General features: G+C 64.8%; 29 protein-coding genes and 1 pseudogene. 7 read left to right on the top strand and 23 right to left on the bottom strand.

The annotated features are described in order from the left end of the window. Positions 1–126: 126 nt before the first annotated feature. The 3 genes and pseudogenes from C4B68_RS26035 to C4B68_RS45010 form a co-directional block, all read left to right on the top strand. Entirely contained in the window at positions 127–408 is a 282-nt protein-coding gene (locus C4B68_RS26035) for a hypothetical protein (protein WP_099499380.1), read from the top strand. A 126-nt stretch (positions 409–534) separates the two neighbouring features. Then, on the top strand, positions 535–1,032 hold the full coding sequence (locus tag C4B68_RS26040; protein ID WP_099499523.1) for a DUF5949 family protein: 498 nt from the start codon (positions 535–537) through the stop codon (positions 1,030–1,032). Positions 1,033–1,063: 31 nt separating this feature from the next. Beyond that, positions 1,064–1,143 (top strand): annotated as a pseudogene (locus C4B68_RS45010) (vitamin K epoxide reductase family protein); the annotation flags it as partial. Positions 1,144–2,050: 907 nt separating this feature from the next. On the opposite strand, the gene C4B68_RS26045 reads toward C4B68_RS45010, so the two are convergent. Both C4B68_RS26045 and C4B68_RS26050 read right to left on the bottom strand, forming a co-directional pair. Further along, positions 2,051–3,460, bottom strand: a complete 1,410-nt coding sequence (locus C4B68_RS26045; protein WP_099499379.1) for a Cys-Gln thioester bond-forming surface protein — start codon at positions 3,458–3,460, stop codon at positions 2,051–2,053. Between the two features lie 260 nt (positions 3,461–3,720). Then, positions 3,721–4,179, bottom strand: a complete 459-nt coding sequence (locus C4B68_RS26050) for a single-stranded DNA-binding protein (RefSeq protein WP_099499378.1) — start codon at positions 4,177–4,179, stop codon at positions 3,721–3,723. 127 nt (positions 4,180–4,306) lie between these two features. Here C4B68_RS26050 and C4B68_RS26055 point away from each other — a divergent pair, with 127 nt between their 5' ends. Continuing rightward, positions 4,307–4,489 carry a hypothetical protein gene (locus C4B68_RS26055; protein ID WP_099499377.1) on the top strand — a complete coding sequence of 61 codons (183 nt, stop codon included), beginning with the start codon at positions 4,307–4,309 and terminating at the stop codon, positions 4,487–4,489. Then, complete coding sequence (locus tag C4B68_RS42070; RefSeq protein ID WP_167459166.1) at positions 4,486–4,656, top strand: hypothetical protein; 171 nt, start codon at positions 4,486–4,488, stop codon at positions 4,654–4,656. Before C4B68_RS26055 ends, C4B68_RS42070 begins: the two co-directional genes overlap by 4 nt. A gap of 62 nt (positions 4,657–4,718) precedes the next feature. Here C4B68_RS42070 and C4B68_RS26060 read toward each other — a convergent pair whose 3' ends face one another. Together C4B68_RS26060 and C4B68_RS26065 are read right to left on the bottom strand one after the other, a co-directional pair. Beyond that, complete coding sequence (locus C4B68_RS26060) at positions 4,719–4,925, bottom strand: hypothetical protein (protein ID WP_099499376.1); 207 nt, start codon at positions 4,923–4,925, stop codon at positions 4,719–4,721. Then, the gene (locus tag C4B68_RS26065; protein WP_104880014.1) at positions 4,922–5,143 is read right to left on the bottom strand and encodes a hypothetical protein; all 222 of its coding nucleotides are present in this window, start codon (positions 5,141–5,143) and stop codon (positions 4,922–4,924) included. Before C4B68_RS26065 ends, C4B68_RS26060 begins: the two co-directional genes overlap by 4 nt. A 150-nt stretch (positions 5,144–5,293) precedes the next feature. Between C4B68_RS26065 and C4B68_RS26070 the strand changes: the two genes are divergently transcribed. Then, complete coding sequence (locus C4B68_RS26070) at positions 5,294–6,043, top strand: GntR family transcriptional regulator (RefSeq protein ID WP_099499374.1); 750 nt, start codon at positions 5,294–5,296, stop codon at positions 6,041–6,043. 357 nt (positions 6,044–6,400) lie between these two features. Here C4B68_RS26070 and C4B68_RS26075 read toward each other — a convergent pair whose 3' ends face one another. From C4B68_RS26075 to C4B68_RS26135, 13 genes are all read right to left on the bottom strand, one after another. Continuing rightward, a complete protein-coding gene (locus tag C4B68_RS26075; RefSeq protein ID WP_143674253.1) occupies positions 6,401–6,814 on the bottom strand; it encodes a hypothetical protein in 414 nt (137 codons plus the stop codon). Between the two features lie 9 nt (positions 6,815–6,823). Next, positions 6,824–9,577 (bottom strand): hypothetical protein, encoded by a 2,754-nt coding sequence (locus C4B68_RS26080; protein ID WP_099499372.1) that lies wholly within the window; start codon positions 9,575–9,577, stop codon positions 6,824–6,826. Between the two features lie 11 nt (positions 9,578–9,588). Beyond that, positions 9,589–11,553, bottom strand: a complete 1,965-nt coding sequence (locus C4B68_RS26085; protein ID WP_099499371.1) for a phage tail tape measure protein — start codon at positions 11,551–11,553, stop codon at positions 9,589–9,591. A 153-nt stretch (positions 11,554–11,706) separates the two neighbouring features. After that, positions 11,707–12,117: a hypothetical protein gene (locus C4B68_RS26090; RefSeq protein ID WP_099499370.1), complete on the bottom strand. Its 411-nt coding sequence runs from the start codon at positions 12,115–12,117 to the stop codon at positions 11,707–11,709. Between the two features lie 8 nt (positions 12,118–12,125). After that, complete coding sequence (locus C4B68_RS26095; RefSeq protein ID WP_099499369.1) at positions 12,126–12,626, bottom strand: hypothetical protein; 501 nt, start codon at positions 12,624–12,626, stop codon at positions 12,126–12,128. After that, positions 12,626–13,027, bottom strand: a complete 402-nt coding sequence (locus C4B68_RS26100) for a phage tail protein (RefSeq protein WP_240634746.1) — start codon at positions 13,025–13,027, stop codon at positions 12,626–12,628. Before C4B68_RS26100 ends, C4B68_RS26095 begins: the two co-directional genes overlap by 1 nt. Before the next feature lie 20 nt (positions 13,028–13,047). After that, complete coding sequence (locus C4B68_RS26105; RefSeq protein WP_099499367.1) at positions 13,048–13,785, bottom strand: hypothetical protein; 738 nt, start codon at positions 13,783–13,785, stop codon at positions 13,048–13,050. Further along, positions 13,786–14,229, bottom strand: coding sequence for a hypothetical protein (locus C4B68_RS26110; protein ID WP_099499366.1), 444 nt, complete (start codon positions 14,227–14,229; stop codon positions 13,786–13,788). A 9-nt stretch (positions 14,230–14,238) separates the two neighbouring features. Further along, positions 14,239–14,832, bottom strand: coding sequence for a hypothetical protein (locus tag C4B68_RS26115; protein ID WP_099499365.1), 594 nt, complete (start codon positions 14,830–14,832; stop codon positions 14,239–14,241). A 270-nt stretch (positions 14,833–15,102) separates the two neighbouring features. Then, the gene (locus C4B68_RS26120; RefSeq protein WP_099499364.1) at positions 15,103–16,350 is read right to left on the bottom strand and encodes a phage major capsid protein; all 1,248 of its coding nucleotides are present in this window, start codon (positions 16,348–16,350) and stop codon (positions 15,103–15,105) included. Between the two features lie 104 nt (positions 16,351–16,454). Continuing rightward, positions 16,455–17,135, bottom strand: a complete 681-nt coding sequence (locus tag C4B68_RS26125) for an HK97 family phage prohead protease (protein WP_099499363.1) — start codon at positions 17,133–17,135, stop codon at positions 16,455–16,457. After that, positions 17,128–18,345: a phage portal protein gene (locus C4B68_RS26130; protein WP_167459167.1), complete on the bottom strand. Its 1,218-nt coding sequence runs from the start codon at positions 18,343–18,345 to the stop codon at positions 17,128–17,130. The genes C4B68_RS26125 and C4B68_RS26130 overlap by 8 nt, the downstream gene beginning before the upstream one ends. Before the next feature lie 10 nt (positions 18,346–18,355). Next, positions 18,356–19,891 carry a terminase large subunit domain-containing protein gene (locus C4B68_RS26135; RefSeq protein WP_240634472.1) on the bottom strand — a complete coding sequence of 512 codons (1,536 nt, stop codon included), beginning with the start codon at positions 19,889–19,891 and terminating at the stop codon, positions 18,356–18,358. A 16-nt stretch (positions 19,892–19,907) separates the two neighbouring features. On the opposite strand from C4B68_RS26135, the gene C4B68_RS42075 reads away from it, so the two are divergent. After that, positions 19,908–20,117: a hypothetical protein gene (locus C4B68_RS42075; RefSeq protein ID WP_167459168.1), complete on the top strand. Its 210-nt coding sequence runs from the start codon at positions 19,908–19,910 to the stop codon at positions 20,115–20,117. Positions 20,118–20,233: 116 nt separating this feature from the next. Here C4B68_RS42075 and C4B68_RS26145 read toward each other — a convergent pair whose 3' ends face one another. The 6 genes from C4B68_RS26145 to C4B68_RS26170 all read right to left on the bottom strand — a co-directional run bounded on the left by C4B68_RS26145 (position 20,234) and on the right by C4B68_RS26170 (position 23,648). Next, entirely contained in the window at positions 20,234–20,521 is a 288-nt protein-coding gene (locus C4B68_RS26145; protein WP_206337091.1) for an HNH endonuclease, read from the bottom strand. A 345-nt stretch (positions 20,522–20,866) separates the two neighbouring features. Next, a complete protein-coding gene (locus C4B68_RS26150; RefSeq protein WP_143674251.1) occupies positions 20,867–21,085 on the bottom strand; it encodes a hypothetical protein in 219 nt (72 codons plus the stop codon). Between the two features lie 239 nt (positions 21,086–21,324). Further along, positions 21,325–21,510: a hypothetical protein gene (locus C4B68_RS26155; RefSeq protein ID WP_099499357.1), complete on the bottom strand. Its 186-nt coding sequence runs from the start codon at positions 21,508–21,510 to the stop codon at positions 21,325–21,327. Positions 21,511–21,764: 254 nt separating this feature from the next. Beyond that, the gene (locus C4B68_RS26160; protein ID WP_099499356.1) at positions 21,765–23,087 is read right to left on the bottom strand and encodes an AAA family ATPase; all 1,323 of its coding nucleotides are present in this window, start codon (positions 23,085–23,087) and stop codon (positions 21,765–21,767) included. A 67-nt stretch (positions 23,088–23,154) separates the two neighbouring features. Next, entirely contained in the window at positions 23,155–23,436 is a 282-nt protein-coding gene (locus C4B68_RS26165; protein ID WP_143674250.1) for a hypothetical protein, read from the bottom strand. After that, the gene (locus C4B68_RS26170) at positions 23,433–23,648 is read right to left on the bottom strand and encodes a hypothetical protein (RefSeq protein WP_099499354.1); all 216 of its coding nucleotides are present in this window, start codon (positions 23,646–23,648) and stop codon (positions 23,433–23,435) included. The genes C4B68_RS26165 and C4B68_RS26170 overlap by 4 nt, the downstream gene beginning before the upstream one ends. Between the last annotated feature and the right edge of the window lie 11 nt (positions 23,649–23,659).

The raw sequence follows: 23,659 nt of genomic DNA on the forward strand, positions 1-23,659 counted from the left end.
TCCGATCTGATGACGACTCCCGGGTGCAGAAACTTCTGCACCCGGGGTTTCCGTCCCGGCCGGGGATCGTTGATCACGGCGTCAGAAATTGCTGAAGTGACATGAGTTGCCGAGGAAAGGAAGACGATGAAGTCTCTGAAGGCTGCCGCAGTCGTTGCCGGATCCATGGCCGTCGCCAGTGCCGCCGCGCCCGCGTTCGCCTACGACGCCGCCGAAGTGACGCCCACCAGCCTCAACGGCGCAGTCAACACGCTCACACAGGGCCCCATCGACGTGATGCCGCTGCGTCACCAGTCGAGCGCGCTCGACACGGAGAACAAGGATTCCGTGCTCAACACCGTCAAAGGCGCGACCGGTGCGCTGAACCAGCACAACCCGTTGCTGGGCGGCCTGCCGTTGCAGAGCTGACCTTCCCGGGACGGCGTTCGAGGGGCGTCGAGGGGCGTCCCTCGTTCGTGTGGAGGGAGTTCGAGGCATCGTCCACTCGGGTGAGAAGACACCGAGGCGCTTTCGGGGCGTCGATACGGTCGCGTGGTGACCTCAACCTCAAGCGAAACCCGCCCCCTGCGCCCTGCCGAGCTGGGCACGCTCGTCGTACTTGCCTGGAGCGGCGAGGCCCCCGACGGTGATATGCCCTATCTGCTCACCTACACCCTCGGCGACGGCGTGGGCGGCCCCGAGGCGTCATCCGCCGCCGTGCGGCAGTTGTTGGAGAGCAACCGCCTGCCTGTGGGCGGCGACCTCCTCGACGGTGTCACGAAGCCCGGCCTGCCTGTCAGCCTGCTGGTCGAGGCCGGGCAGGCGGTCGTCACCATGCCGCAGTTCACTGCCCAGTGCACCGCTCCGCCCGAATGGCTGAAGGCGGTCGCCCAACGCGGCTTCGCTTACCTGGTGTTCACCAGCCGTCCCTGGCCTGAGGCCGCACCGGGCAAGCTCGTGGCCCCCGAGGCGCTGGCAGCGTTCGCGGGCGCCGATGAGACGCTGGAGAAGGCGGCGCACGTCGTCCTGCCGGCCCGGAGCCTGCGCGGTTGATGGCGAGAACCGCGGGCGCAGGCCGGAGGCCTGGGTGCTGCCACTGCTGCACCCATCGCAATCGTCGGCATGCTGATCCTGACGCGGTGGTGGGACATCTGGACGAGCTGACGGATCCCTCCCTCCTGCAATGGCGGCGCCCGGTTGGTTCCTGAACCTGTTCCGTTCCCGGCTCGGCATGGTGCCCGATGCGGATCCCGCATGTCCGAAACGGACTGCATCTGAGCTGCCCGAGGTCGAGCGCCACCTGTCCGACGGGGATCGGCGCCGCGTACAGCCCACAAGGCGGGAAAAGGGAAAGCGGCCCGTGCTGCCCGCCGGACAGGCGGGCAGCACGGACCGTTCAGCTGGGCATAGGCGGCGAGGATGAGCCACACCCACCGGTCCGCCTGCTCGGGACTGCGCAGGCGGGGGCGGGTCAGGCCGAGGGTCTGCTTGAAGAAGCGGAAAGTATGCTCAATATCGAATCTTGGAAGGAAGATCCGCCACAGGCGGTCGACGTCATGCGCGGTGGCGTCGGGGTCGCTGTGCCACCGCCACAACCGCTTGGGGTCACGGTTGCCGGGCAGGTGCTCAACTGCCAGGTGAACCAGGGTTCCCTCGACGATGGGGAGTTCGCCCTGGTGGCCGGCCCAGGGCCGGTCCAGCTTCGGGTGCAGGTGACCCCAGCAGCGCGCCAGGACCTTGCCGAAGCGGTCATGGGTACCGGTCTGTCCGGCGAACGACGAACCCCACCAAGAAACGGTCGGCCCCGCCGGACGCCCCGTGCTTTCGCGCATCCGGAGTACTGGGCGGCGATCTCGTCCGCCCGGTCCAACTCCTTACACGAAGCGGCGTCCCGCGGCGGCGTGAGCCGGTTTTCCAGCCGGCCGATGCGGTGTCAGGGGCGTTCGCCCCCGTGGCAGTATCCGGGTGCCGCCGCTCCGCGATGCGGCCCGGGCGCCTGAGGGCCGGGCCGTGGGCTCACGGAGTCACCGTGGTGTGGCCGTTGAGTTGCCAAGGTCAGGATCGTTCGGGTTCAGTCCTGGGTCGGTGCCGCCTTCTTGCGGACGAAGAGTACCGCCGCGCCGCCGATCACCACGAGGCCGATGGCGATGCCCGCGATGAACGGGGTCGCGCTGGTGCTGCCGGTCTCGGCGAGGTCGGTGCCCCCGTCGGAGGTGCCGCCCACCGTCGCGGGGCTCGGCTCACTGACCGTCTGGGTCGAGATGTCGCTCGTGCCGCCCTGGACCTCGCAGTCGAGGACACCCTTGAAGTGCTTCACGAAGCCGCTTGGACCGTTGATTGTGAAGCCGTACTCCTGGTCCTCCTGCAGCGGGATGGTCACCGCCTGGGACGTGCCCGCCTCGATGGTGTACTCGATCCCCATCAGCTCGAAGCTGAACGCCTCGTCGCCCGCGTTGGCCGCCGTGATGTCCACGCCGCCCTCGGCGCAGTTCTTCTCGGCGGACAGGGCGGGTATCGCGCCCTTCTCGGCCCAGTTCGCCGTCGCCGTCGCCGTGACCATCGACTCGCTGGAGCCCGCGAGGATCTGTGTCTGGCTGCGGGTCTCCGAGGTGAAGGCGCGGCCGACCGGCACGGTCGTGGACGCGTGCACGGTCAGCGAGGACGAACCGTCCGCGCTGTCTATCGGTACGTCGAAGTAGAGCCGGCTGCCCTCGACCGCGGAGGTGATCTCCTTGCCGTTCTCGTCGACGATCTTCACCCCGTCGGCGGTGGCGTCCGAGGGCGGCGTCACGGTCACGCTGTCCGCGTTGGTGTGCACGGTGACCGGGCCGAGCCTCTCGCCCGCGCGGCCGGAGACCGCGGCCGGTTCGAGGGCCAGCGAGGCCTTGGGCTCCGCGAGGTTCCGCGCGCTCTTGTACAGATAGTCCGCCAGCTTCTCCGCCGGCGCGTCCACCGCTTCCACGTCGGCGCCGTCCGAGTACCGCCAGATGGCCACCTGGGTGCCGGCCGCCGCGTCCTTCTCGGTGAGGCTGCCGACACCGGCCTTCTTGGCGAGGGCCGCGAGGTCGTTCACCTGCGGGTAGGAGTTCTGCAGGATCCAGCGGATCTTGCCCGCGTCCTTGTTGCCGTTCAGCGACGTACCGCTCCAGGGGGTCTCCTGGTACTTGGCGTCCTGCTGCGTCGGGTTGTGGAGGTCGACGCAGTAGGTCTGCAGCATGCCGCCGCTGTCGACGGACATCTCGAACAGACCGGCGGACACCCACGAGTCCGCGCCGTCGGCGTGGATGACCGCGGACCCGTACGTCTTGAGGTCACCTATGGTGGCGGTCGCGCCGCCCTGGCTCTGCGGGGTCTCGTCGGCGACGGCCGTACCGGCGGTGGCCAGCGCCACCGCGGCGACGAGTCCCGACACCAACGTCCCGGCGGCGAGGCGGGCGACCCCTCGCCTGCGCGCGGACGACGCAGAGAACGAAGAAAACACAGAATTCCCCTTCGCGCAGGACCCGTTGACATGGGGGGACGGTCCCGCCAGCAGAATCAGAAGCCCCGAGAGCTGTGTTCGGCATCCTAAAGACGCGGCGCACCGCACTCCCCACTGGTGCGGTCGGGTAACCGATCCGACTCGGAATCGTTATCGCCCACACGGCTGTGAGCTGGGCCTATCGACAAATCCATGGGGACCGTTCGGAAGGTACTTGCCGGTAAGCCGCAGGTCGATTCAGGTTCTGCGCGTCTCTGACATCACGTCACTCCCGCTGGCTCGGGCCGCTGTTGGGGCGTGGAGTCGGGCTGGGCTTGCGGAACGGTTTCCCAACTGGGCTCCGGCTGAGCGGCCGGAGCCGGTCCCATGTCGCCCTTCGACGCCCGGCGGAAGGCGGATGTGCCTCGCGAGAGGTCGTGCCCGATCGCCACGGCGTCGACGTCCGCCGAGGCCCACGTCTGGCCGTCGCGTGTTTCCGTGCGTACCTTCAGCCGCCCCTGCACGACGACCGGATCGCCCACCGACAGAGACGCTCCCGCGTTCGTCGCGAGTGCCCGCCTGGCCCACACCGTGAAGAAGTTGGTGTGTCCGTCGGCCCACAAGTTCTTCTCGCGATCCCAGTAACGCGAGGTCACGGCCAGCCGAAACCGCGTCGACGCCCCCGTCGACAACTCCTTGTACACCGGCCGCGTCGCGACATTCCCCACCACGCACACCATGGTTACGCCTTAGGACTTGGGAGGTTGTGAAGCAGCCGACCCGTTCAGACAAGACAGCGGCCCCGCCCGGTGCTGGAACACCGGACAGGGCCTAGGTCGAACACCTGATCTAGGCAGGAGACGACCCATGACCGACACTACCCCTGACACGAACCCGCCCGCGGACCGCTTCAACTTCGGGCTGGTCCACGACGTCTTCCAGGTTCTCGAAGCACACGGCTACGAGCGCGGCAGCAACCAGGCCGTCGGCCACGCGGTCGGCATCCTCATGGGCCTCGTGAAGGCGTACGAGGGCGGCGAGGCGCGGTGAACGCCGACCCCGCCCGCGAAGAGGCCGAGTACGAGCGCTGGCTGAACGAGATGGCCGCGGCGCTGCCCCAGGGCCGCGAGAAGGCCGAGCGGATGGCGCGTATGAGCTGCGTCAGGCGTGCCTTCGGGCTCCCCGACGACCCCGCCCAGACTGAGGTAGCCACGTAGCAGACGACGAAGCGCCCCCCGCTCCCGACGACTCAGGGAACGGGGGGCGCTGTCTTGTGGGCTTACCGCTGGACCTGCGCCGTCCAGATGCGGGCCATGATCCGAAGGACGACAGGGTCAATCAGCTCCACCAGGTCGACGTGATCGCGGTGCGCGTAGATGTCCCATCCCGGACCGCTGTTGCCGAGTTCGTGAGCGACCAACACCGCGTCTTCGGGGTCGGTGATCGGCTCGTCGCAGTGTCGGCAGACGCGCACCGTCGCGGTCACCGGCTGCCACCCGCGGCGGTGCGCGCTTCCTTGTACTGTCGCCACAGTTCCGCGCCGCTCTCGCAGTGACCGCCGATAGCCTGGCAGCCCTCGCACTCCAGCGCGTGCGTGACGTAGCGCCTATAGGTGTTCAGCACCTTCTCGGTGACGCGCGCGACATGAGCCGGGACCATGGCCCGCGCGCCGCTTCCCCGTTGTTCGATCTCGTGCCTTGCCATCGGCCCCGCCTCCATGACTGCTGTCCTAGGTCAGACCGTAGCGTGACCTAGGACAGAGTCTCAAGGCATCTGCGCAACATCCCTCGCAGGGATTACCCGTGCCCTAGTACAGTCGCCCGTGCACTAGGTCACGCGCCATCAGGAGTCGCAATGCCGGACACAGATCAGCCTCCGTACATGCAGGTTGCCGAGCGCATTCGCCGCCGCATTCTTGACGGCCAGCTGAAGGAGGGCGCAAAGCTGCCGCCACAGCGCGAGCTTGCGCAACAAGAGGGCGTTGCAGTCGCCACGCTCGGCCGCAGCCTCGATCACCTTCAGGTGGAGGGGTACATCGTCACCTCGCGCCGCGGAACGTTCGTCGCCAACGCGCCGTCTGTGGCGCCCAGTTCGTACGACCGCATCACGCGGGTACTGCGTACCGGGTCTGTCCTCGGCGAGGGCGAGACGATGCTTGTCACGGCTGCCGAGCTGGTCGCCCCGCCGCAGTACGTTGCGGAGATCTTCGACCTGGACGAAGGCGATCAGGTGGTGCGCCGTCAATGGCACACCGGCAAGGGCTCCAAGCGCCTCATGCTCGCCGTCACCTGGTACCCGGCGCGGTTCGCTGCCCTCGTACCGGAGCTGCTGTCGACGGCGCCGGGCAAGGGCACAGGACTGCTGCCGCGTATCCAGGAGGCCGCTGGACGGCGCGTCACGGCGGGTCGGGACGACGTCCACAGCCGCGACGCAGACGAGCGTGAGGCGAGCTTCCTGGGCGTCCGCGTCGGGTCGCCCATCCTGGCCGGCGCGCACCGCCTATGGGACGACCAGGGCGTCATCGAGTACGGGGAATGGTGCCTGCCGTACCGGCTGACGGTGGGTTACGAGTACAGCTTCGAAGCGGTCCAGGACGGCGCCTGACGGAGAGTGACTGGGTGTCACGGACTGTCGACCAGGTGGAAGATTTCCTCCACCTGCTCTCAGGTCATCAGCGACTGTCGTGTGAGCTAGGCCCAGCCCGGACGCGACAGCCCTGTTCGACATGCCCTCGGCGCTCATCTCCGCGACGATCTCTCGCCGCTGGTCGCGGGGCAGGCGGACCATGCGAGCGCCCTCGAACTCCGTCGCGCAGTACGCGTCCCACGAGGCGTAGCCAAGTGCCTCCCAGACGACAGGCGCCGCAACGCCCTCCGTTGCAGGACATGGAAAAGCCCCCCATCACCGGCCCGACAGCGGTGATGGGGGGCTTCCTTCCCGCGCATGCCCTACGCGGGGGTCTTAGTCGATGATGAAGGCCGCGTGCAGCCGGAGAGTGGTCGTGCCAGTTCCGGCCGTGCCGCCGATGTTCGATGACGCCGTCCGGAGGGTGCAGATTCCGTCAGTGCCGATGACGAACCCGCCCTCGGAGATCCCGTTGTCCCACGGCCCGTTGATCGTCCCGTTCGTGGGACGCCATCCCGCGGGAACGGTGCAGATCTGCGTGTCGGTGATGTTGCCGCTGGTCTGCGTGATGTCGGTGCCGGTGCGCGCCATGAACATGTCCAGCACAATGACCTTCCCGGACTTATAACCGCGAAAGTCATTGACGCTGAACCCCGACGCGGCCACAAGCCCGCTGGCCGTGGTCGTGGCGTCGATGCCGTCGTTGAGGCGCGCCGCGGTGATCGTCATACCGGCAAGCCAGTTGGTCATGCGAACCCCCTACAAGGCGACGATCGCCGGATGAGTGAGACGGACATCGGTGCCCGCCAGCTGCGCCTTCACAACACCGTTGACGCTTCTCGTGACGGTGAACGTCTGAGGACTGGCCGCGCCAGTGATCGCGGTGACGCGCATGACCTCGCCCGCAACGGTGACGTCGAACGGCATCTCCGCGCCGGACGTCGTCCAGATGGGGCCCGACGTCGTGGCGACGCTGATAGACGTGGCCGTGCTGGTCGCGCCCACGCTCAGCTCGCTGCCCTCGGTGTCCGCCTTGCCGACCGTGGTGTTGTCGGCGGACGCGACGTCGAAGGGCCGCGCCGGAGTGCAGTTGAAGTCAAAGCCCCACTCGAACTGGTCGATGGTCTCGGTATAGCCCTGCATCAATAGATCGATCGTGTCGGGCGGGAGCCACGCGGGCGGGTTGCTGATGGTGATGCGGTCGCCCAGGTCCAGCGCCGTCACGGACTCGATCAGGCTCGGCGCCGCGGATAGTTCCACGTGCAACACCGGGTACCGGGTCACGTCCTGCGTACCCAGCCACAGGAGCCATCCGGCGTGGTCGTCAGCCTGGTCGTCCTCGAACAGATTGAGCGTCACCGACTCGTCGTAGCGCCCCACCCCGTCCGGCGGCGCCAGTACCGACAGCGCCCCCGTGTCGAGCGTGACGCGGGCTGAGCTGCCCCCGGTACGCGTGACTGTGACGTCGTTGCGTACGGCCTGGTCGTCGTCGACCGGTTCGAGGGGCGGCGTCACGTGGCCGGCTGTCGTGTAGCTCAAGGCCAGCGCGGGCGTCTGGTTGCACATGCCCGCAAGGTCCCTGTACTGGAGAGCCACAGAGTCGCGCGCCTCGTACAAAACGCCGTGATCCGCGTCGGCGCACTCGCCCAAGAGGTCCAGCAGGGGTGTAGGCAGCTGCGCGCCCACCGGGGTTGCGCCGTCCCCATACGCGAGCAGAGGTACCGACTCTTCGTCCGTGAGCCTGACGAGACGGTCGCCCGCGGTCTCCCCCGCCCACGCGGTGACGGCGCCGTCGTATGCGAAGGTCGTCTCAGACCCAAATACGGCGATGTGTCCGATAGCCATGCCGTCGATGTCTGCTGAGTAGCCGTCCGGGGGCGAACTGACGGCGAGGGGGCGACCCGTTGCGCCGGTAAAGGTCCCGGATATCTGGCCAGCGTCGCCGCCGACGTCCGTCCACTGGACTGCCCAGTGAACATCACTGCCGCTCGTACGGATCTGGAGTTCGGCCTGTATCCACTGGTTATAGAGATCGGTGCTCGTCACGAAGTCGTTCGTGAAGACGGTGACGCCGTCGCTGTCCTTGCCAAGGACGCGAGTCAAGTCGTTGCGGGTCTGGACGTACCACTCAGCGACCGTGCCCGTGCTGAGGACGCGCATGAAGGTACGGAGCGTGGTGTTCACCGTGTCGAGCCGGTACATCCAAGTGACGTTCCACTCAGTGACCACGCCTGCAGGGGTAGGGACAGTGCCTTTCAGCTCACACGGCGTAGTGGTCGAACTGTTCAGCGTCGGCAGCGCAGTGGAGCTGGCCAGGGTGTCGACGGCCGCCCAGCGCGCGGGCGTCAGCTTCAGCGGCCTCACGCCCTTGATGGGCGAGTACGCGCGCGTCGCCGTACTGCCCTCCTCCGCCGGCCAGTACGCGAGCAGCGGCTCAGAGGCGAACGACGGGATACGGCGCCGCAACGTCGACTGAAGCGGCGACGCGCCCTGACCGAGTCGGCGCATGATGCCCGCCGCTTCGACCTGTACATATACGTCCATGCCGGACACGTCCCAGCGGGCCGGCCACGAAGAGACCTCGCCGACGAACCGTGCCTTGCGGTTGGTGATGGTGGTGCTGGCGCCGACCGTCCAGGTCTTGCCAGTGCCGTCCGCGAACGACGTGGCGCCCGGCGTCTGCACGCGGAAGTTCGGGTTCGCAACCACGGTGCCGCCGATGCTGCTGCGCAGCTCGAAGGCGTGCACCGCCCCGGACGAGCACGGAAACGCAAGGTCTCCCCAGCCGTCGCCGGCGCGGACAGGCGCAGTGCTGTTGAAGATGCTGGTCGTCCCCGCGGTGGTGACGGCGCTCCCAAGCTGCGTCCACGTGCCACTGATCGAGGGCGCGGTGTAGAACGTCACCACGTTGTTGCCCGCGCCGTCGTTGACGTCCAGCGTGACCCGCACAGCGAGCCGGCCAGAGGGCGGCAGCGGCAGCGCGGCCGTGCAGTCCTTCTGAATGGTCGTCGTGCCCGCCGCAGACCATTCGAAGTGCAGCCGCTCGTCACGCATCATCAGGACCCACGACCGCTGATTGCCAGTGATGAGCCCCTTACCGCACAGCTCGACAGAGCCCGCGGCATTCCAGTTGCTGAGGGTCGCCTCAAAGCGGATGTCGATATCGCCCGTGATGTCCAGCGCAGCGACGTCAGGAGTACTGGCCCCGTTGTTCGAAGTCGTCGTTCCGGTCGTCGCAAGGTAAGAGTCACCGGCGTTCACGGAAACCCTGATCGGAGTGTTTCTGCCTATGAGTCCGTAATAGGCGCCCGTGGGATTCCGGGGCGAGTACTTGCCGTTGCGGTTATTGAAAGTCAGCTTGCACTTCGTGGGGTCGACGCGTGACGCCCAGTCGCCGCGCCCCCGCTCAATCTCGATGGGGTTACGCAGATAGACGTCAGAAGTGACGTCCGTCCACGTGCCCCCGAGGTTCAGCTCTACCTGCGTTGCAAGGGGAGTCGTCGGGAATGCCATGTCAACTCCCCTTACTCGAACAGTGCGTTGACGCTGCCGCGTCCTTCGACGCTGACCATCTTCCGAATGCGCCGCTTCAGATAGGCGTCGTCGGCGTCGACATGGAGATACACGTCAACTCGGGTGCCCGCCCCGCCTACAGGCAGCGGGGCAACTCCCGCACCCCTGGGCAGACTCAGGACTTCCGGCCCACGCTCACCGACCATCGCCATACCGCCGCGGGTGATGAGACCGCCCTTGGCGAGATAGGGAATGTTCGGCGTGCCGATCGTCACTCTCGGAAGACTCTTGCCCATGAACGAGCCGCCGCCGATGCTGAATCCGAAGTTGTTCCACTTACCGATGACCCAGTTGATAGCGGACCGGAAAGCGTTCTTCACTCCGTTGAACATGCCGCTCGTGGCGCGTCCGATCTTGCCGGGGAGGCCGCGGAAGAATCCGATGAAGCCATCCCACTTGCCGCGGACCCACGAAAGCATTCCGCCGACTACGGATTGCACCTTGTTCTTCGTTGAGTTCCAGGCGCCAACTACGGCGTCCCTGACCATGCCCGACCATCGCGGGATCGTCTGCGTGAAGAAACGGCCGATCGGCCCGAACACCTTGTCACGGATGAACGACCAACTAGCCGATACGGCAGTCTTGATAGCGCCCCATGCGACTTTCCATATGGTCTGGAACCATGTCGTCTTCGTGGCGATAATGACAATGATCGCGATCAGAGCGACGATGCCAACGATGATCCACGTAATCGGGGAAGCGAACAGGGCGCTGTTCCACAGCCATTGCGCGGCCGTGGCAACCGCGGTGGCAGCCGACCAGGCAGCCTGAGCGGCAGCCCACGCCATCATCCCAGCCTTGACGGTGAGGACGACAGCCGCGATGCCGCCGATCGCGTAAGCGAGGGGCTCGAAGACGCCCTGGTTCTCCATCGCGAACTTGATGAAGTGCCCGGCTATCTCCGAGAGATCTCCGACCACCTTCCGCTTAAAGCTCTCGATGGCAGCCTTCGGGTTGTCACCGAGCGTCTTCGCCATCTTGTCCGCGGCGCCCCCGACCTTCCCGAGGCTGTCAGCCGCCTTGGACGGGTCAAGTGACATCATCGCCTTCCCCATGTCTTCCCACTGCGTACCGAACAGTGCGACGCCCGCAGCGTTCTGCTTTACCGGGTCCTTCATGGCGCGGAGCCTGTCCAGGGTTTCGTCAAGTGCCTTGTTCGCTCCGGGGCCACCCGCCGCAATCTTCTTCGACATGTCGTCGGCGCTGAGGCCGATCAACTTGAAGCCATCGGCGGTCGTCTTGCTCCCGTCAATGGCCCTGATGCCGAATTCCTTGAAGGCATCCGCCACGATGTCGGCATCGCGGGCGCCACCCTTGAGTCCCTGACTGATTAGCCCGATTGCCTGTGGGCCGTCGATGCCCAGCTTCCTGAACTGAGTTGAGTACTCATTGAAGGTGTCAAGGAAGTCGCCGGACTTGTCGGCGCCCTTCTGGAAACCCACGGTAAGAAGGTCCATGGCTTCGTCGAAGTTCTTCGCCATTCCGGTCTTGACCATCTGGCCGGCCGCGTACGTACTCGCCGTCAAGTCCTGGTCGAATGCATCCGACAGAGCCATTACCTTGACCGTGGCGCCCTCAAGCCCGCCCTGCGCCTTCGAGGTGTCGCCAATGTTCATATACACGTTCTTGATGGCGTCGTTGACTTCCGCGGTGGACTCGCCCCACGCGCCCTCGTACACCTTCGCCGAGACCTTCGAAAGCTCTGCCGCCTTGGCCGGTCCGACCCCGAGCTGTGCGGCCAACTTATCGTTAGCCGCTTCCATATCGAGGTTGGCCGCAATGCCGACGCCCAGCGCTGCGGCCACGCCCGCGCCGATACCGGCAGCCGCCGCATCGAACTTCTCGCGGACCTTCTCCAGCGTCTGGCCGGTGTTGTCGCGTGCGACCAGGTTGAAGACAAGAGAAACATCCGACATCGAGTCACGCCCTCTTCATCTTCGCTTCTGCCTTCTGGCAGTCCTCTATGTATTTGTCGCAGACATCGCACACCGCGTTGGCGTCCTCAACGGTGAGTAGGTCCCATTCCCACGGGCGGATACCGAAGAGATTCGCCGCAGTCGCCATGTGCTTTATACGGCGAGCGGCGAACTGGCTTTTCCCGTCTCCTCGGAGTCGTCATAAGCGGCCTCGATTTCCTTGTCGATCTGCTCAAGGGCCATCGCAAGCTGATCGCCGCGGAGGCTTTCGGATGCGGCATCCCTCATCTCGATCCACTCACTCTTCGAGTACTCGATAGTGAGTTCATCCCACGCGAAGTCGACGTCTTCCCACTTGACCTTCGCGTGATCCCGCTTCGTGTACATGTAGAGCAGAGCACGGCGGCAGAGGCTGTTCCCCTGCATGACGTCCTTGTGGAAGTCAGAGAAGTTGCGGTCAGTACGCCGCTCCAACATCTCCCGCTCTGCTGACATGAGCCTCTGCGGCTGGTACTTGTACCGCGTCGGCTCTTCCTGTCCATCGGGCCTGTACACGAGATACATGGGTCCCCCTATTGGGCACGATTTGCGATGCGTTCGGCCATGGCTTCCATGGCCTCGAAGACTGCTTGTTTGTATTCGGCCTTGTGTGCGCTGGTCGCCCGGTCGAACCAGTTGAGCTTTCCGGGCTGATTGCGCCACACGCCGTTGCCCCACGACTGCGTGCGCCAGGTGTCGGACTGAGTCCGCTTCGGGGCGTTGGCGAAGCCGCGGACAGTCGGCGTCTTGCGCGCCTTGACGCGTGCGCCGGTCCAGCGACCGCCCAGCTTTACTTCCGGCCTGATCTTCTTGGCGATGGCAGATCGCAGCGCGGGTGACGTTCCCGGGCCGGCGCCACCCGAAGCCATCGACGCAATACCGCTCTTCGCCTGCACGGCCGCGGGCTTCAGGGCGTCGCGCATGTTCTTGGCAAGTTCCTTGCGGAGTTCCTTGCCGTCCGCTTCCTGGCGGATAGCGCGCACCAGAGCCTGAAGCCCGTCACATGAAACCGAGAGGTCGATAGGGTTAGCCATTACGCAGTCGCTCGGGTAACAGCTCCCGTAGTCGGGAAACTGACGCTCTGCGTCGCCTCATCGCCGACACCGCCGGATATCGGCTTCAGTTCCTTGACGAGCACGTTGCCCGTCCACTTCGGGTTGGACGTGCCGACGACGGACTGAGTAGGCCGGACCTCGAAGGCAACGACCGTGCCGAACAGCGGCCAGAGAATTGAATCCAGCGCGCCCGCGGCAAAGTCTGTCTTGAACTCAAGAGAGAGTTCACCGGACTTCAGGCCACCAATCATTTCCTTCCAGCCGAGGGACGCATACGTAGTCACGTCCTTCTCTTCCACTTCGACGCTCAGCTCAGCCTTGTTGCAGTACGCCTTGAGGTCGTTGGAAGCGAGGCTGATGTATTCAGCGGTAAGCACCATGAGAGCCACGGCGATACTCCTTACTGGATTCCGAAAGCGACAGCGAAAAGGAATGACGGCGTGGTGCCGGTGATGGTCCAGCCGACGCGCCACCACGTATCGTTGATCGCTGAGCCGCTGGTGCGCAGAATCTCGCCGCTGATAGCGGTGGCCGCGGTGAAAGTGAGTCGAGTCGTGGGCGCGGCGAATGCGCCGGAGGTGTCGGATTCGATGCGCGCTGTGATGGTCGGTGTGGCCGTACCGGCGACGCTGAGGACGTGCAGGGCCGCGTACAGCCGCTTGTTCAAGGCCGCGGCGCCCAGGTTGACGCCCGTGCCCGTACCGGTCGTGGTGCGCGCCGTACCGGGCGGGTGGGCTATCTGGCCGCGGGCGACAGGCCAACTGCCCGACGCCTTGGCCGACCAGGGGGCGACATCGCCCACGGCGCCCAAGAGCTTGTATTCAGCCCTCAGGGCGCTTGTCGTGTACGCCGGATCCCCGACAGAGGCGCCGACAGGCGCGACCGTCCACGGGCCCGTACCGCCTATCTGCGACCAGCTCGCGTCATCAACCTTGGAAGCGTCTCCGGCCTCCCAGAAGCCCTCAGCGGATATCTCGCTCGACGCGATACCGCCCAGGACTTCCTTCCAGCCATTCGACCCATAAGTCGTCGAATCTTTTTCCTCGACTTCCGCGCTCAACTCGGCTTTGTTGTTTGTACTGGTGAGGTCGGCGCCGACAGCGAAGAGGCGCACTCCCGTAAGCACTTGAAGTGACATTTACGCCCCGTCTCCGATTACTTCTACGACGAGTTCAGCGCCGACGTACTTTGTTCCGTCGTGCTCGTACCAGCGATAGGCCTGCACGCGGATCACGCGTAGGTCATGCGCGAGTCCGCCTAGAGCCTTTTGGCCGGGGGCGCCGCGCACCGCCTCGATGGCGACCTTCAATGACGACGGCCCACCTCTGGAGAGCAAGCCGTCCAGGATCTTTTGACACGAGAGGTCGTCTGCGCGCCCGACCAGCACGAGGCACGTGAACTCGACACGGTCCACGCCGCCGTAAGTCCGGTCGTATTCCTGGTCGTACTCGCCCACGTAGAAATGCGGCTCATAGATCGAGTCGGGCAGGTAGCCAGTACAGGTGAGCTTCCCAACGCCAGTCGGCATGACGACAGCTGACGCCGCCGCCGCTATCGCGGCGCGGATCTCTGATATCTGCATCTCATCCCCTCAGAAACCTGGAAGCGTGAGATGCTTGGTCAGCTCGAATACGTCGGGGTCGATGCGACCGAGACGCAGAGCGCCGCCCCAGTCGGCGGACCCCAGGACACCTTCCGGCGAGTCCTTGCGCTTGTAGAGGCGAGACGCCTGAATGAGCGCAGCCTGCGCGACCTCTTCCGGCACAGCCGGCCAGCCCCACTTAGCGGTGACCCTGACCCGCGATATGCCGCGGCCCCAACTTCCGCCCGTACGCAGAAGCCCCGTGACCGGGAGGCCACGGGGCGTTGCGTTCTCTGGGGTCGTCTCGTAATCGGTGATGGCCGTATAGGTTCCGCCGACAGAGCCGACTTCGACTATCAGGCCCGTGAGGCTTCCGATGTCATCAACGATCAGAAGCTCTCCGTCGTTCTTGCACAGGGCGCGGCCGTCAGGCTTATAAATACGCTGACTGATCGCCGCATCGAGGTAGAAGCGGCGCCCGGTATTCCGGTCGATAAGGCGTGACGCTGCGGCTATGGCGGCCGTCAGCAGATCATCCCTAGCGTTGTCCGTCGTACCGAACGATGCCTTCAGCGTGGCGATGTTGACGTACTCATTAGCCACGACGTCACTTCCTCGACTGCGGAGGGCGCCCCGGTCCGCGCCGTGTCTCTACTGGCTTGCGAACCGCGATGGGCTCAGCCACTCCCGCAGCGCAGAGCGCCGCGCCTTCGTCGTCGGGTACTTCGTATTCCCTGCCGGGCTCGCCCAGGCGGCCACTCCTGAGGGAGACGCCGCCCCAATTCGCCCGGACCGCAATGCGGACTCTCATCCTGTTTCTCCAAGGCTCGGAGCCGGGGCAAGGCGGGTAGGCCGTGCCCCGGCTGTAGGGGATTAGGTGAGAGTGGTGAGGACGCGAATCGCCTGCGTGTCACCGAGCTTGCCGTCAGTGCGGTACAGCACGCGGAAGCTGACCATGTCCGTGTCGAACTTGAAGTCGTCGGACCGCTCGAAGCGCAGGGGCGTGACATCGCGGATGAAGTAGCCGCCGAAGTCACCGAACGCGATGACCTTCCGGCCCGTCGCGCCGAACTGCTCCATATTCGGGTCGGCATAAACCGGCCGGCCAAGGAGCGTGTCAGGAACGCCCGCAGTAAGAGCGGGCTGCCAGAGGTACTGACCGGTGGTGTCCTTGAGCTTCCGCGCGGCCTTGATCGTGGTGTCGTGCATAAGCCACGAACCGCGGGGGCGGTACTGCGGCAGCACACCATGGAAAGCGTCGTAAAGGGTGTCCGCCTGCGTGACGCCAGCAACGAAGCCGTTGACGGTGCCAGTGCCCATCGAGGTCGTCTGAAGACCCGCGTTGACCAGGAAGCCTTCGGGGCGAGTGCCACCGGCACCCGCTACGTAGGCCTGGTCGACTGCAATGCCGATATTGCGCCCCGCGTGCTGCGAGATGAACCCGAGCAGATCGAAGCCCGTGTCCTGAAGCAGTTCGTAGGAGATAAAGATGGACTTGCCGACCTTGAAAGAGCCGAGCGTGACACTGGAAAGCGTCGGGTCGGACGGAGTCAGCGCCACGTTTTCAGCGGTCCACGTCGCCGTACCTTCTGCGGTGGAAATCGGAACAGTCAGGTTCTCACCCGAAGAGGTGGTATAGACCGTCGGGTTCGTGGCGCGCATCGTGGACGTGTCGACCAGGTAGTTGTAAAGCTGACCGATGAACGTAGTCGGAACAGGCGCACCCGACTTGATCAGCGAACGGTTCTCGACACCGCCGGACAGCTGCCGACGCTCGAAGGCACTCGGCATAGCAACATCGATGTTGCGGATTTCGCCAGCGGCAAGCTTGCGGAACTGGTCCGCAAGATCCTGGTCCGGGTTGCCCGCGGGGCTGCCGTCGCCCTTGCGCGGCGCGCCGCCGAACATAGCCGTGTCGGCGTCCTTGGCGCGCTTCTCCATCGCAAGGACATTCTTCACGCGCTCGTCAATGGTGTCGATCTCGTCGTTGAGGCGCGTCCATGTCTGCTCTTCTTCACCCGTGAACGCGCGGTTCTCATCTCCGGCCCGGTCGACGATCGCCTTAGCCTCGTTGTAGGCAGACAGGCGACGCTCATTGAGCCGCTTAGCAAGCTCTGACATTACCCAATTCCTTTTGTCTCGTGGGAATTGGGTGGCTGTCGGCCTGCCCGGCTGCTTCGGCTATTCAGTTAGCGAGGTGGATTTCGTCCTGCCTCGGATATGCCTTACGGAACGTAAGGCGAGTCGCGCCGCGCAAGCAGCTTCATCCGCGCCTGCGCGGGCGTGAGCCGGCTGCCCGCCGTGCCGCCGACTTCAGCGGCGCGAATGACGGGCTGGTCGGTGCGCACGAACAGCTTCCGCAGCTCTTCACGTTCGGCGAGCTTGCGCACGTCCTCAAAGGGCGCGTCGAACTTGCGCGCCAGGGAGCGGAGCCCTGCGGAGGTATCCGGGTAGGCGGGGCTGACAACCGGCGCGACGTCCAGCAATTGGACGCTCAAAAGCGTGCGCTTCGGGAAGCCCTGTTCCGTGGCCGACCAGTCATCTTCGAAAGTCCTAAACGCAAAAGAGGACTTCTGGACGTCGCCGCGCTGGACGAGTTCGAGGACATCCGCGCGGGCATTCGGCGGTGTCACATCGTAATTGAGCCCGGTGTTGTCCAGCGACAGCCGCAGCGTTCCGGCCGTAGTAGTGCCCAGAAGGAACATGTCCTCGTGATTGAAGCGAGCCACGACGTCCGGCCAGCCGTCGCCGCGGGACTTGTTGAACGCCGCGGGGTCGACAACCTCGACGAAGCCGCCCAGGTTCGAGGACTCCCGATTGAAGACCGCGGCATAGCCGGTGATGTTCTTCCCGTCGCCGCTCGCCCGCGCCTCAACACGGGTATAACGCCGCTCGACTTCACGCATTGGCGTCCCTTTCACTTGCGAGCAGTTCGAGGAACGCGCGGCCCTCTGGGCTCAGTTGCTGTTCGTCGGGCGGTACTGGCGCGGGCTGTGGTGCGAGCGACTTGTAGACCTGGCCGGCGCCGTTCGGAAGGGGCGCCAGATTCTCAAGGGCGCGCACTTCGTCAACGCTCATCCATCCGTTCTGAAGTGCCAGAGAATAGACCTCGTAACGCGTCCTCGTGTCAACGCGAATCATGGCGTCGACATTGAAGCGCATCATCTGTCGGCCGGCTAGCTGGTCAGAGACCGCGTTCTCAATCCTGACCAGCCACGCACGAAACGTCAGCGTCGTGAGGTTGATCGTCTGCTGTTCGACGTTGGCGTACGTGACGGAGCCGCCGCCCTGATCGCCTCCGACCATGCCCGGCGGAACGCCGTAGATCGACGCAATAGCCGTGGCGTTGAGCCGCCGCGTCTCGATGAATTGAGACTCATTGGGATTGACGTCAAGAGCCGTAAAGTCCCAGTCGTTACCGATGACGATGGGCTTTCCGGAACGAATCGCAATCGAGAGCCTATTACGAATCTCTTCCGACTCTTCCGGGTTGATCGTCTTGGCCGAGTTCTTCATGACCGCCGGAGGCGTGCCGCCGTTCTCGAACCACCTGCGGCCGTATTCGGTCGCCGCGACATTCTCACCGAGCGTGCTGGCAAACCACTGAATGGGCGACAGGCCGACTACACAGCCAGGCATCACGAACCACGGGATGTGAAATACGTCTTCCGTCGGAAGTGGCATGCCCTGCCAGTGGTAAATAGGCTCCGTGGGCCGCTCTTCGTCCACCCAAACGTCATCAGGGTGAAGCCATTCTATATTGACGGGGAATCCGAAATTGTCCCTTGCCGTGATGAGGCCGTACGCATTGCCGCGGGCCGCGAGTGAGACCACGCACTTATGCAGCCATTGAAACAGATTGTCCCGAGCGGCCGGACGGAACAGCAGATCAGGCAGAAAGGGATTCGGTAGCCTGGTCGCGGCGTTCCGCTGGAACGTCTGCACAGGAAGCGAAGCGATGTTGTCGGCAAGAATTCTCCAGCACGCGAAGAGCGGAACGATCCTCCCCGCCGTCTGGCTTGACACCTGACTCGGCATCGCCCCGCCGACGTCCCACGGCAGCGAGGTAATCGCGCGCTCCTCCGTCCTGCGGAAGAGACGCCGGGTCCACTTCATACGGGCCCCTTCAGAAGACGGAGTTGAGAACGTCGTAGTCATCGAGCACCGCAGCGCCCTTGGCGAGCAGCGCCCAGCGGGCATTGGTCACCGCGACCAACGGGGCGATATCGACGGGTGAGTTAGTGCGATCCAAAACCCACGCATCGCCATTACGCCTTGTACGGGCCGCATTTACCGCAGCCGTCAATGGCGCTTGGTCCAGGTGCGCGACGGCGCCCTGACGGACCGCGTCAGCGAACTGGGCAGCGGCCTCGCTCGCGTCGCCCGTGCGCAGCACGACCAGGTGCCCGCGGTGCGGGTTGCCCTTGTCTGCGGGCACCGTGATGCCCGCCGCCTCGATGTCGTCTATGAGGCTCTGCGAGGGCGCCCCAGAGCCGGCCACAGCGACGACCAGAGGGCGGCGGCGCTGCGACAGGAGCGCGAGCGCCTCAGCGACCCACGCGGTACCTGGACGGCGGGCGACCACCTCAAGGTGAGTGCGGCCGTCAGCGCGCTTCGAGGCGACACCTATCGACGACGACGAACGGTCCTGCGCCACGTCGACCGCGAACACGAGATCAGCGCCCGCCTGCGACGTCTCGTCGACCAGCTTCGGCCAGGCCTCACGCGGGATATTCGGATCGCTGATTGGGGTCGGCATTCTCGTCCGATTCAAATACGCCCTGTCGAATTCGGGCGCATCCATCGAGTCGAGTTCGCCGCGGATGACTTCCTCCTTGGCCGTGATTCCGAGCGCGGGCATACAGGTACGCCAAGTTTTCGGGTCATCACGCGGGAGATCGTCAGGAGCAAACCATTCGAAATAGGCGACCTGCGACCATTGACCGGTGGCCCAGCCGCGCTCGATAAGCTCGCGGCCCTGCTTACGCTTGTTATTAAGGAACGTCGCCTTCGTGTCGCCGCCTGCGGAAGCCCACCACATTTGCGCGTTCTGGCGCGTCAGCATTGCGGGAGACATCGACTGCTCGACACGATCGTCTCTATGGGCAAATATCTCGTCCATCATGCCCAGGTCGAGCGGCGGACCGTGCCCGGCTTTCTCGGTATTACTGACGATCCCAAGGCGCGAACGATTCGACTTCCAGATGATGGCTTCATTGCCCGTCGTCTTCCGCGGGTGATATCTGCCGAAGAGCCTGGACGCGTCCATCTTGGCAAGGAATTCGTCTTCCCACCGCTTGCGCGCATCGATACGCGTCTGTGCCGAGTAGACGATGTTCTGATTCGGCCAGGCCATCATGCGGTGAATCATCACCGTCAAAATCGTCTCGGTTTTGCCCTGCTGCCTCGGGACACTCAGGCCCACTTTGCGGTGGAGAAACAGCCCAGTATCGGGGTCGACCTCAAGGGCCGTATCCAACACATATTGCTGCCACGCCATCGGCTCATGGCCAAGAGCCCGCATCACCTTGGCAGCAGCACCGCCCAGGGTGGGGTGTTCGAATCGGCGCGGAGTTCCCCAAGCCGGCGGACATTCAAGCCCGTACTCGCGGCGCAGGTCTTCGGCGAAGCTACTCGGGGGCCGCCAGATCTCCGAACTCATCGTCGATCCCCCCGCCATGCCCCTGCGTCAGTTGCTGAAGGGTCAAGCGGAGTTCGCGGCTGAGGGCGGACATCTGCCGTCCCTCTTCGCCGCCGCCCTGGTCAATCTCGCGGGCGACGCGGTACGCGAGTTCGGCGAGCGTGGGCTCTACGCCCAGCAGCTGGCCGAGGTCTTTAACGTCGTCACGGACTGCGGACTCGACGGGACCCACCGGGTACCCCCTTGATCATCGCTGGGACATCCGGCCTGGCACAAAAAAGAAAGAGTTGGGCGCGGGGCTGGGAATGCCCGATTTCTAAAAAAATCTCGTAGATCTCTGAAGTCTCTGAGATTTTCTGAGAATTATTCAGCGAACCAATCACGCGAAGTTTTCAACGTGCTGACCTCACTGAGTAGCTTGTCAGACTTCTCGCCATTGCAGTTGCGCCCGCACGTCGGACACTTCTTCACGCCATGAGCGGGGCGCAGGTTATTGATGTCGAGCGGGTCGCCACCCTTGGCAATTGAGATGACGTGATCAGCAACATCTGCATTGGGATGGCCGCAGATATGGCAGATGTCGCATGCGCTCAGTAGCTGAGCACGCACCTGCCGATATGCATAGCTCGAATAGAGCGGGTTGCCTGCCACGTGGTCACCGCCCCTGTGCGGGGCGGGCAGGCGGGCTGTAGCGGACGCGGGGCGGGGCAGGGAAGCGGGGGGTGTCCGCGTTGTACTCCTGGCCGGCCAGCTCCCGCAGGTCCACAGTCTTGTGACCGCGGCTGCCACGCAGCCTGATACGCCCCTCACGGTGCCACCTGTACAGGGCGCCTGTAGGCCTACCGCACCACGCTGCCGCCTCTTCCACTGTCGCCCAGCGCGGGCCCGTGAGAGCGGGACTGAGGCCACGCCGCGGGAGCGGCCCGGGGGTCGTCGTTACCTGGGCGCCCTCGCCTGCTGGAGAGCCATCAGACAGCAGGCGAGGGCGAGTCATGGTCACCACCTCCGGGGCTCCCGAGACCTGGTCTCAAGGGCCTTGTCGAGCTTGGCGTCAACGCGCCCGAGGATCTCGGCAGAGAGCGCCATGGTGTCGGTGAGGACGTCGACCTTGTCACGCAGCCCGATCAGGGCCACGGCGAGTTCCTTGAGCGCGCTGCCCTCGGTTGCCTGCTCTGCGATCTCTTCGAGGACGGGGCGTCCATTGCTCTGCGACATGAGGTGAGACCGTTCTGTGTCGGGCCAGAGGAGCCGGAGGGTGTGTGAGACGGCCGCCATCGCCCCGCCATCACAGCGAAGAGCCCCCGACCAGCTACGGCGGCGGGGGCTCTGGATCGCGCGGGGCCTGGTTGGCAGCCCAGGACTCGATCTCGAAGGGGGCCGCCCAGCGGGCATGCCCCTCCGCTGCCTAGTTTGAATGATCGTCAGCGCTAGCGCAATAGTGCTAGCAAGATTGTTTAGCGCTCCTCGCGGACCTCGTACGTCCCGCGCTGGCGCCCTATGCAGTCAGAGGTGCGGTAGCCGTCGCCGTCGCCGACGTTGGGGCCCACGACGCCGTGGCGGTGTTCGCGATGGCAGAACGGACAGACGACGACCAGGTTTGGGCCATCGCGCCAGGCGATCGCCGTTGGAGTTGCTGGCATGGGTAGCTTCCTTCCTTGCTGATCCTTTGTCGTGTGACTTCAATGCGATGCGTCCGTGTGACCGTGAGCGCCCCCTTATAAGGGGGGGCGCAATCACACACATGTGACTGGTCACGTGTGACCGTGTTGGTCACGCGGGCTGACCAGGCCTTTTACTGGCCGCCGCGTGATCCATCCATCCTTCGAATGGCTTGCCGTGTGACGTCACACGCATGACCTGGGCGGATCCGAACCGATCTGACGGGCCGTCACGGTCACACGGGCCGAGCTGCACCTTTCTCCGTTACCACCCACGACCCGGGGAAGCCGGTCCGAAGGCCTTCCTGATGGGCGGCATAGCCCAGCTCGGTCAGAGTCTTGAGCCCCCTGGCGCACGTCTCGCGTACGAGTCCGTGTCCGTGCTCCTTCTTGACGCGGTCGACCAGCCGCTCGATCGTCTCGTACCCCTTAGCCTGTTGAAGCGCCTGCAATAGCTTCCATTCGGCGGGCTTCAGCTTGACCTCCTGGCCTCCCTGGTCGGGCATGGTGTCGATCGTCACGCTGTAGTGCATTGGCGAGTTGAGGTCGGTGGGGTCTTCGGCGCGGACGCGACGGATCAGGTTCACGCCAGTGTCGGCGATCTCGTCTCCGGCGAACTGCCAGTCAAGGACCACGGTCGATTCCAGCGTGACCGGGTTCGTGCTCTTGCTCTTCACGGCCACGGAGATCAGGAAGCGGCCCCATTCGGCAGGGCCTACGCCGCTGCTGCGGTCGTGCCCGTTGCCCTGTCCGCCCTTGTTCCAGTGGTGCGAGATCATCAGGCTCGCTCCGGCGTCCTGGACGACGCGCTGAACGTTGCCGAGCAGCGCGCCCATGGAGTACAGGTCGCTGCCCTTGGCGCCGCCTGCCGAGAGGTACAGGGGATCGATGATGACCAGCTTGGGGCGGTACTGCTCAACTGCCTTGCGCATCAAGTGCAGGTGCTGTTCGTCGTTCAGCTGCGGTGCACGGCAGCACACCACAATGTCAAGCGCATCGGTCTGCTCGTAGCTGAGCCCCTTGGCCGCACCGATGGCGCGAAGGCGTCGCGTCAGCTTGGCGTCGGAGCCCTCTCCGTAGAAGACCAGTACGCAGCCGGGCGTGCGGCACGGGAAGGCGCCCATCCACGGCATTCCAGCCGCGCACGATACGGCCGCGTCGCCCACTCCCCAACTCTTTCCCGCCTTCTTCTCCGCCGCCATGATTCCGTAGTCACCGGCCACTATTACCGGCTCGAACAGGAACTCCCTGGGCGGGCGCGTGTCGACGTCGCGTGCAATGTCGGCCAGCGTGCGGAAGACGAGATCCGGCGTGGGCCCTTCTTCGGTGGACTTAGCCGCGTCACGCGCCTCTTCGGCTTTCTTGATGTAGGTGTGGAACGTGGAAGGGTCGGTGATAAAGCCCGCCGCGGTCCAAAGGTCCGTCCTGGTGGCGTCGTTGAGTTCGCCATTCGTGATGGCGTCCGCGAGCGCACGCAGGGTCGCGTCATTGGGATTTTCAGGGCGGGCAAAGATCGGCTCTTCTTGTGCGGACCCCTGCGCCCCGTTAAAGTCGTACATGAAGTACTCGTCTCGATAAGCCCCCCGGATCGCGGTGACGGTCTCGGGGGGTTTCGTCGTGCAGGGGCTAAAAGGAGAGGCGCACGGAGAAGCTGAAGTGACGTATCAGATCAGATTGCGTCCAGGGGCGACGCTCGTAAAGGACGACCGGGCTCAGGTCGGTGTAGCGGTCCATTACGGTTTCGTCTTCTTCGTCGCGGTCGTTGTGCACGACTACGGCCCATCCGATAACGGGAACGGTCGTCACGTACTTGCCATCCTTGTAAAGGGATGCGTCAAGTTCGCGGTCCGGGGCGGGCGTGAAGCTGATGACGTGCGTGCCTTCGGCCAGGGCTTCGATGTCCATCACGCCCCCATTCCAGGACGCAGGAGCGAAGCCAGCTTGGAGAGCTGCTCGTCAGTGAGTTCGGGCGCCGTGTCTACGACGCGCCTGATGTGGTCTTCGAGGGAAAGGGCCTTGATCTCGCGGTCCAGATCGGTGGTGTCACGGTCCGGATGGTGGCGAGTCGTGATGGCTTTCTTCGCTATGAGGCGTCGCTGTTCTGCGGTCTTGGCAGGCATGAATGCACTCC

This window comes from Streptomyces dengpaensis (genome assembly GCF_002946835.1).
Taxonomy (GTDB): Bacteria; Actinomycetota; Actinomycetes; order Streptomycetales; family Streptomycetaceae; genus Streptomyces; species Streptomyces dengpaensis.

Coding starts and splice junctions, on each gene's coding strand:
- C4B68_RS26075 (WP_143674253.1), bottom strand. CDS start 6,814: ATGACCAACTGGCTTGCCGGTATGACGATCACCGCGGCGCGCCTCAAC.
- C4B68_RS26070 (WP_099499374.1), top strand. CDS start 5,294: ATGCCGGACACAGATCAGCCTCCGTACATGCAGGTTGCCGAGCGCATT.
- C4B68_RS26155 (WP_099499357.1), bottom strand. CDS start 21,510: ATGCCAGCAACTCCAACGGCGATCGCCTGGCGCGATGGCCCAAACCTG.
- C4B68_RS26130 (WP_167459167.1), bottom strand. CDS start 18,345: ATGAAGTGGACCCGGCGTCTCTTCCGCAGGACGGAGGAGCGCGCGATT.
- C4B68_RS26050 (WP_099499378.1), bottom strand. CDS start 4,179: ATGGTGTGCGTGGTGGGGAATGTCGCGACGCGGCCGGTGTACAAGGAG.
- C4B68_RS26100 (WP_240634746.1), bottom strand. CDS start 13,027: ATGGTGCTTACCGCTGAATACATCAGCCTCGCTTCCAACGACCTCAAG.
- C4B68_RS26085 (WP_099499371.1), bottom strand. CDS start 11,553: ATGTCGGATGTTTCTCTTGTCTTCAACCTGGTCGCACGCGACAACACC.
- C4B68_RS26095 (WP_099499369.1), bottom strand. CDS start 12,626: ATGGCTAACCCTATCGACCTCTCGGTTTCATGTGACGGGCTTCAGGCT.
- C4B68_RS26120 (WP_099499364.1), bottom strand. CDS start 16,350: ATGTCAGAGCTTGCTAAGCGGCTCAATGAGCGTCGCCTGTCTGCCTAC.
- C4B68_RS26065 (WP_104880014.1), bottom strand. CDS start 5,143: ATGGCAAGGCACGAGATCGAACAACGGGGAAGCGGCGCGCGGGCCATG.
- C4B68_RS26105 (WP_099499367.1), bottom strand. CDS start 13,785: ATGTCACTTCAAGTGCTTACGGGAGTGCGCCTCTTCGCTGTCGGCGCC.
- C4B68_RS26160 (WP_099499356.1), bottom strand. CDS start 23,087: ATGTACGACTTTAACGGGGCGCAGGGGTCCGCACAAGAAGAGCCGATC.
- C4B68_RS26170 (WP_099499354.1), bottom strand. CDS start 23,648: ATGCCTGCCAAGACCGCAGAACAGCGACGCCTCATAGCGAAGAAAGCC.
- C4B68_RS26080 (WP_099499372.1), bottom strand. CDS start 9,577: ATGGCATTCCCGACGACTCCCCTTGCAACGCAGGTAGAGCTGAACCTC.
- C4B68_RS26055 (WP_099499377.1), top strand. CDS start 4,307: ATGACCGACACTACCCCTGACACGAACCCGCCCGCGGACCGCTTCAAC.
- C4B68_RS26135 (WP_240634472.1), bottom strand. CDS start 19,891: ATGAGTTCGGAGATCTGGCGGCCCCCGAGTAGCTTCGCCGAAGACCTG.
- C4B68_RS26035 (WP_099499380.1), top strand. CDS start 127: ATGAAGTCTCTGAAGGCTGCCGCAGTCGTTGCCGGATCCATGGCCGTC.
- C4B68_RS26090 (WP_099499370.1), bottom strand. CDS start 12,117: ATGTATCTCGTGTACAGGCCCGATGGACAGGAAGAGCCGACGCGGTAC.
- C4B68_RS26110 (WP_099499366.1), bottom strand. CDS start 14,229: ATGCAGATATCAGAGATCCGCGCCGCGATAGCGGCGGCGGCGTCAGCT.
- C4B68_RS26150 (WP_143674251.1), bottom strand. CDS start 21,085: ATGTCGCAGAGCAATGGACGCCCCGTCCTCGAAGAGATCGCAGAGCAG.
- C4B68_RS42075 (WP_167459168.1), top strand. CDS start 19,908: ATGCCCCTGCGTCAGTTGCTGAAGGGTCAAGCGGAGTTCGCGGCTGAG.
- C4B68_RS26125 (WP_099499363.1), bottom strand. CDS start 17,135: ATGCGTGAAGTCGAGCGGCGTTATACCCGTGTTGAGGCGCGGGCGAGC.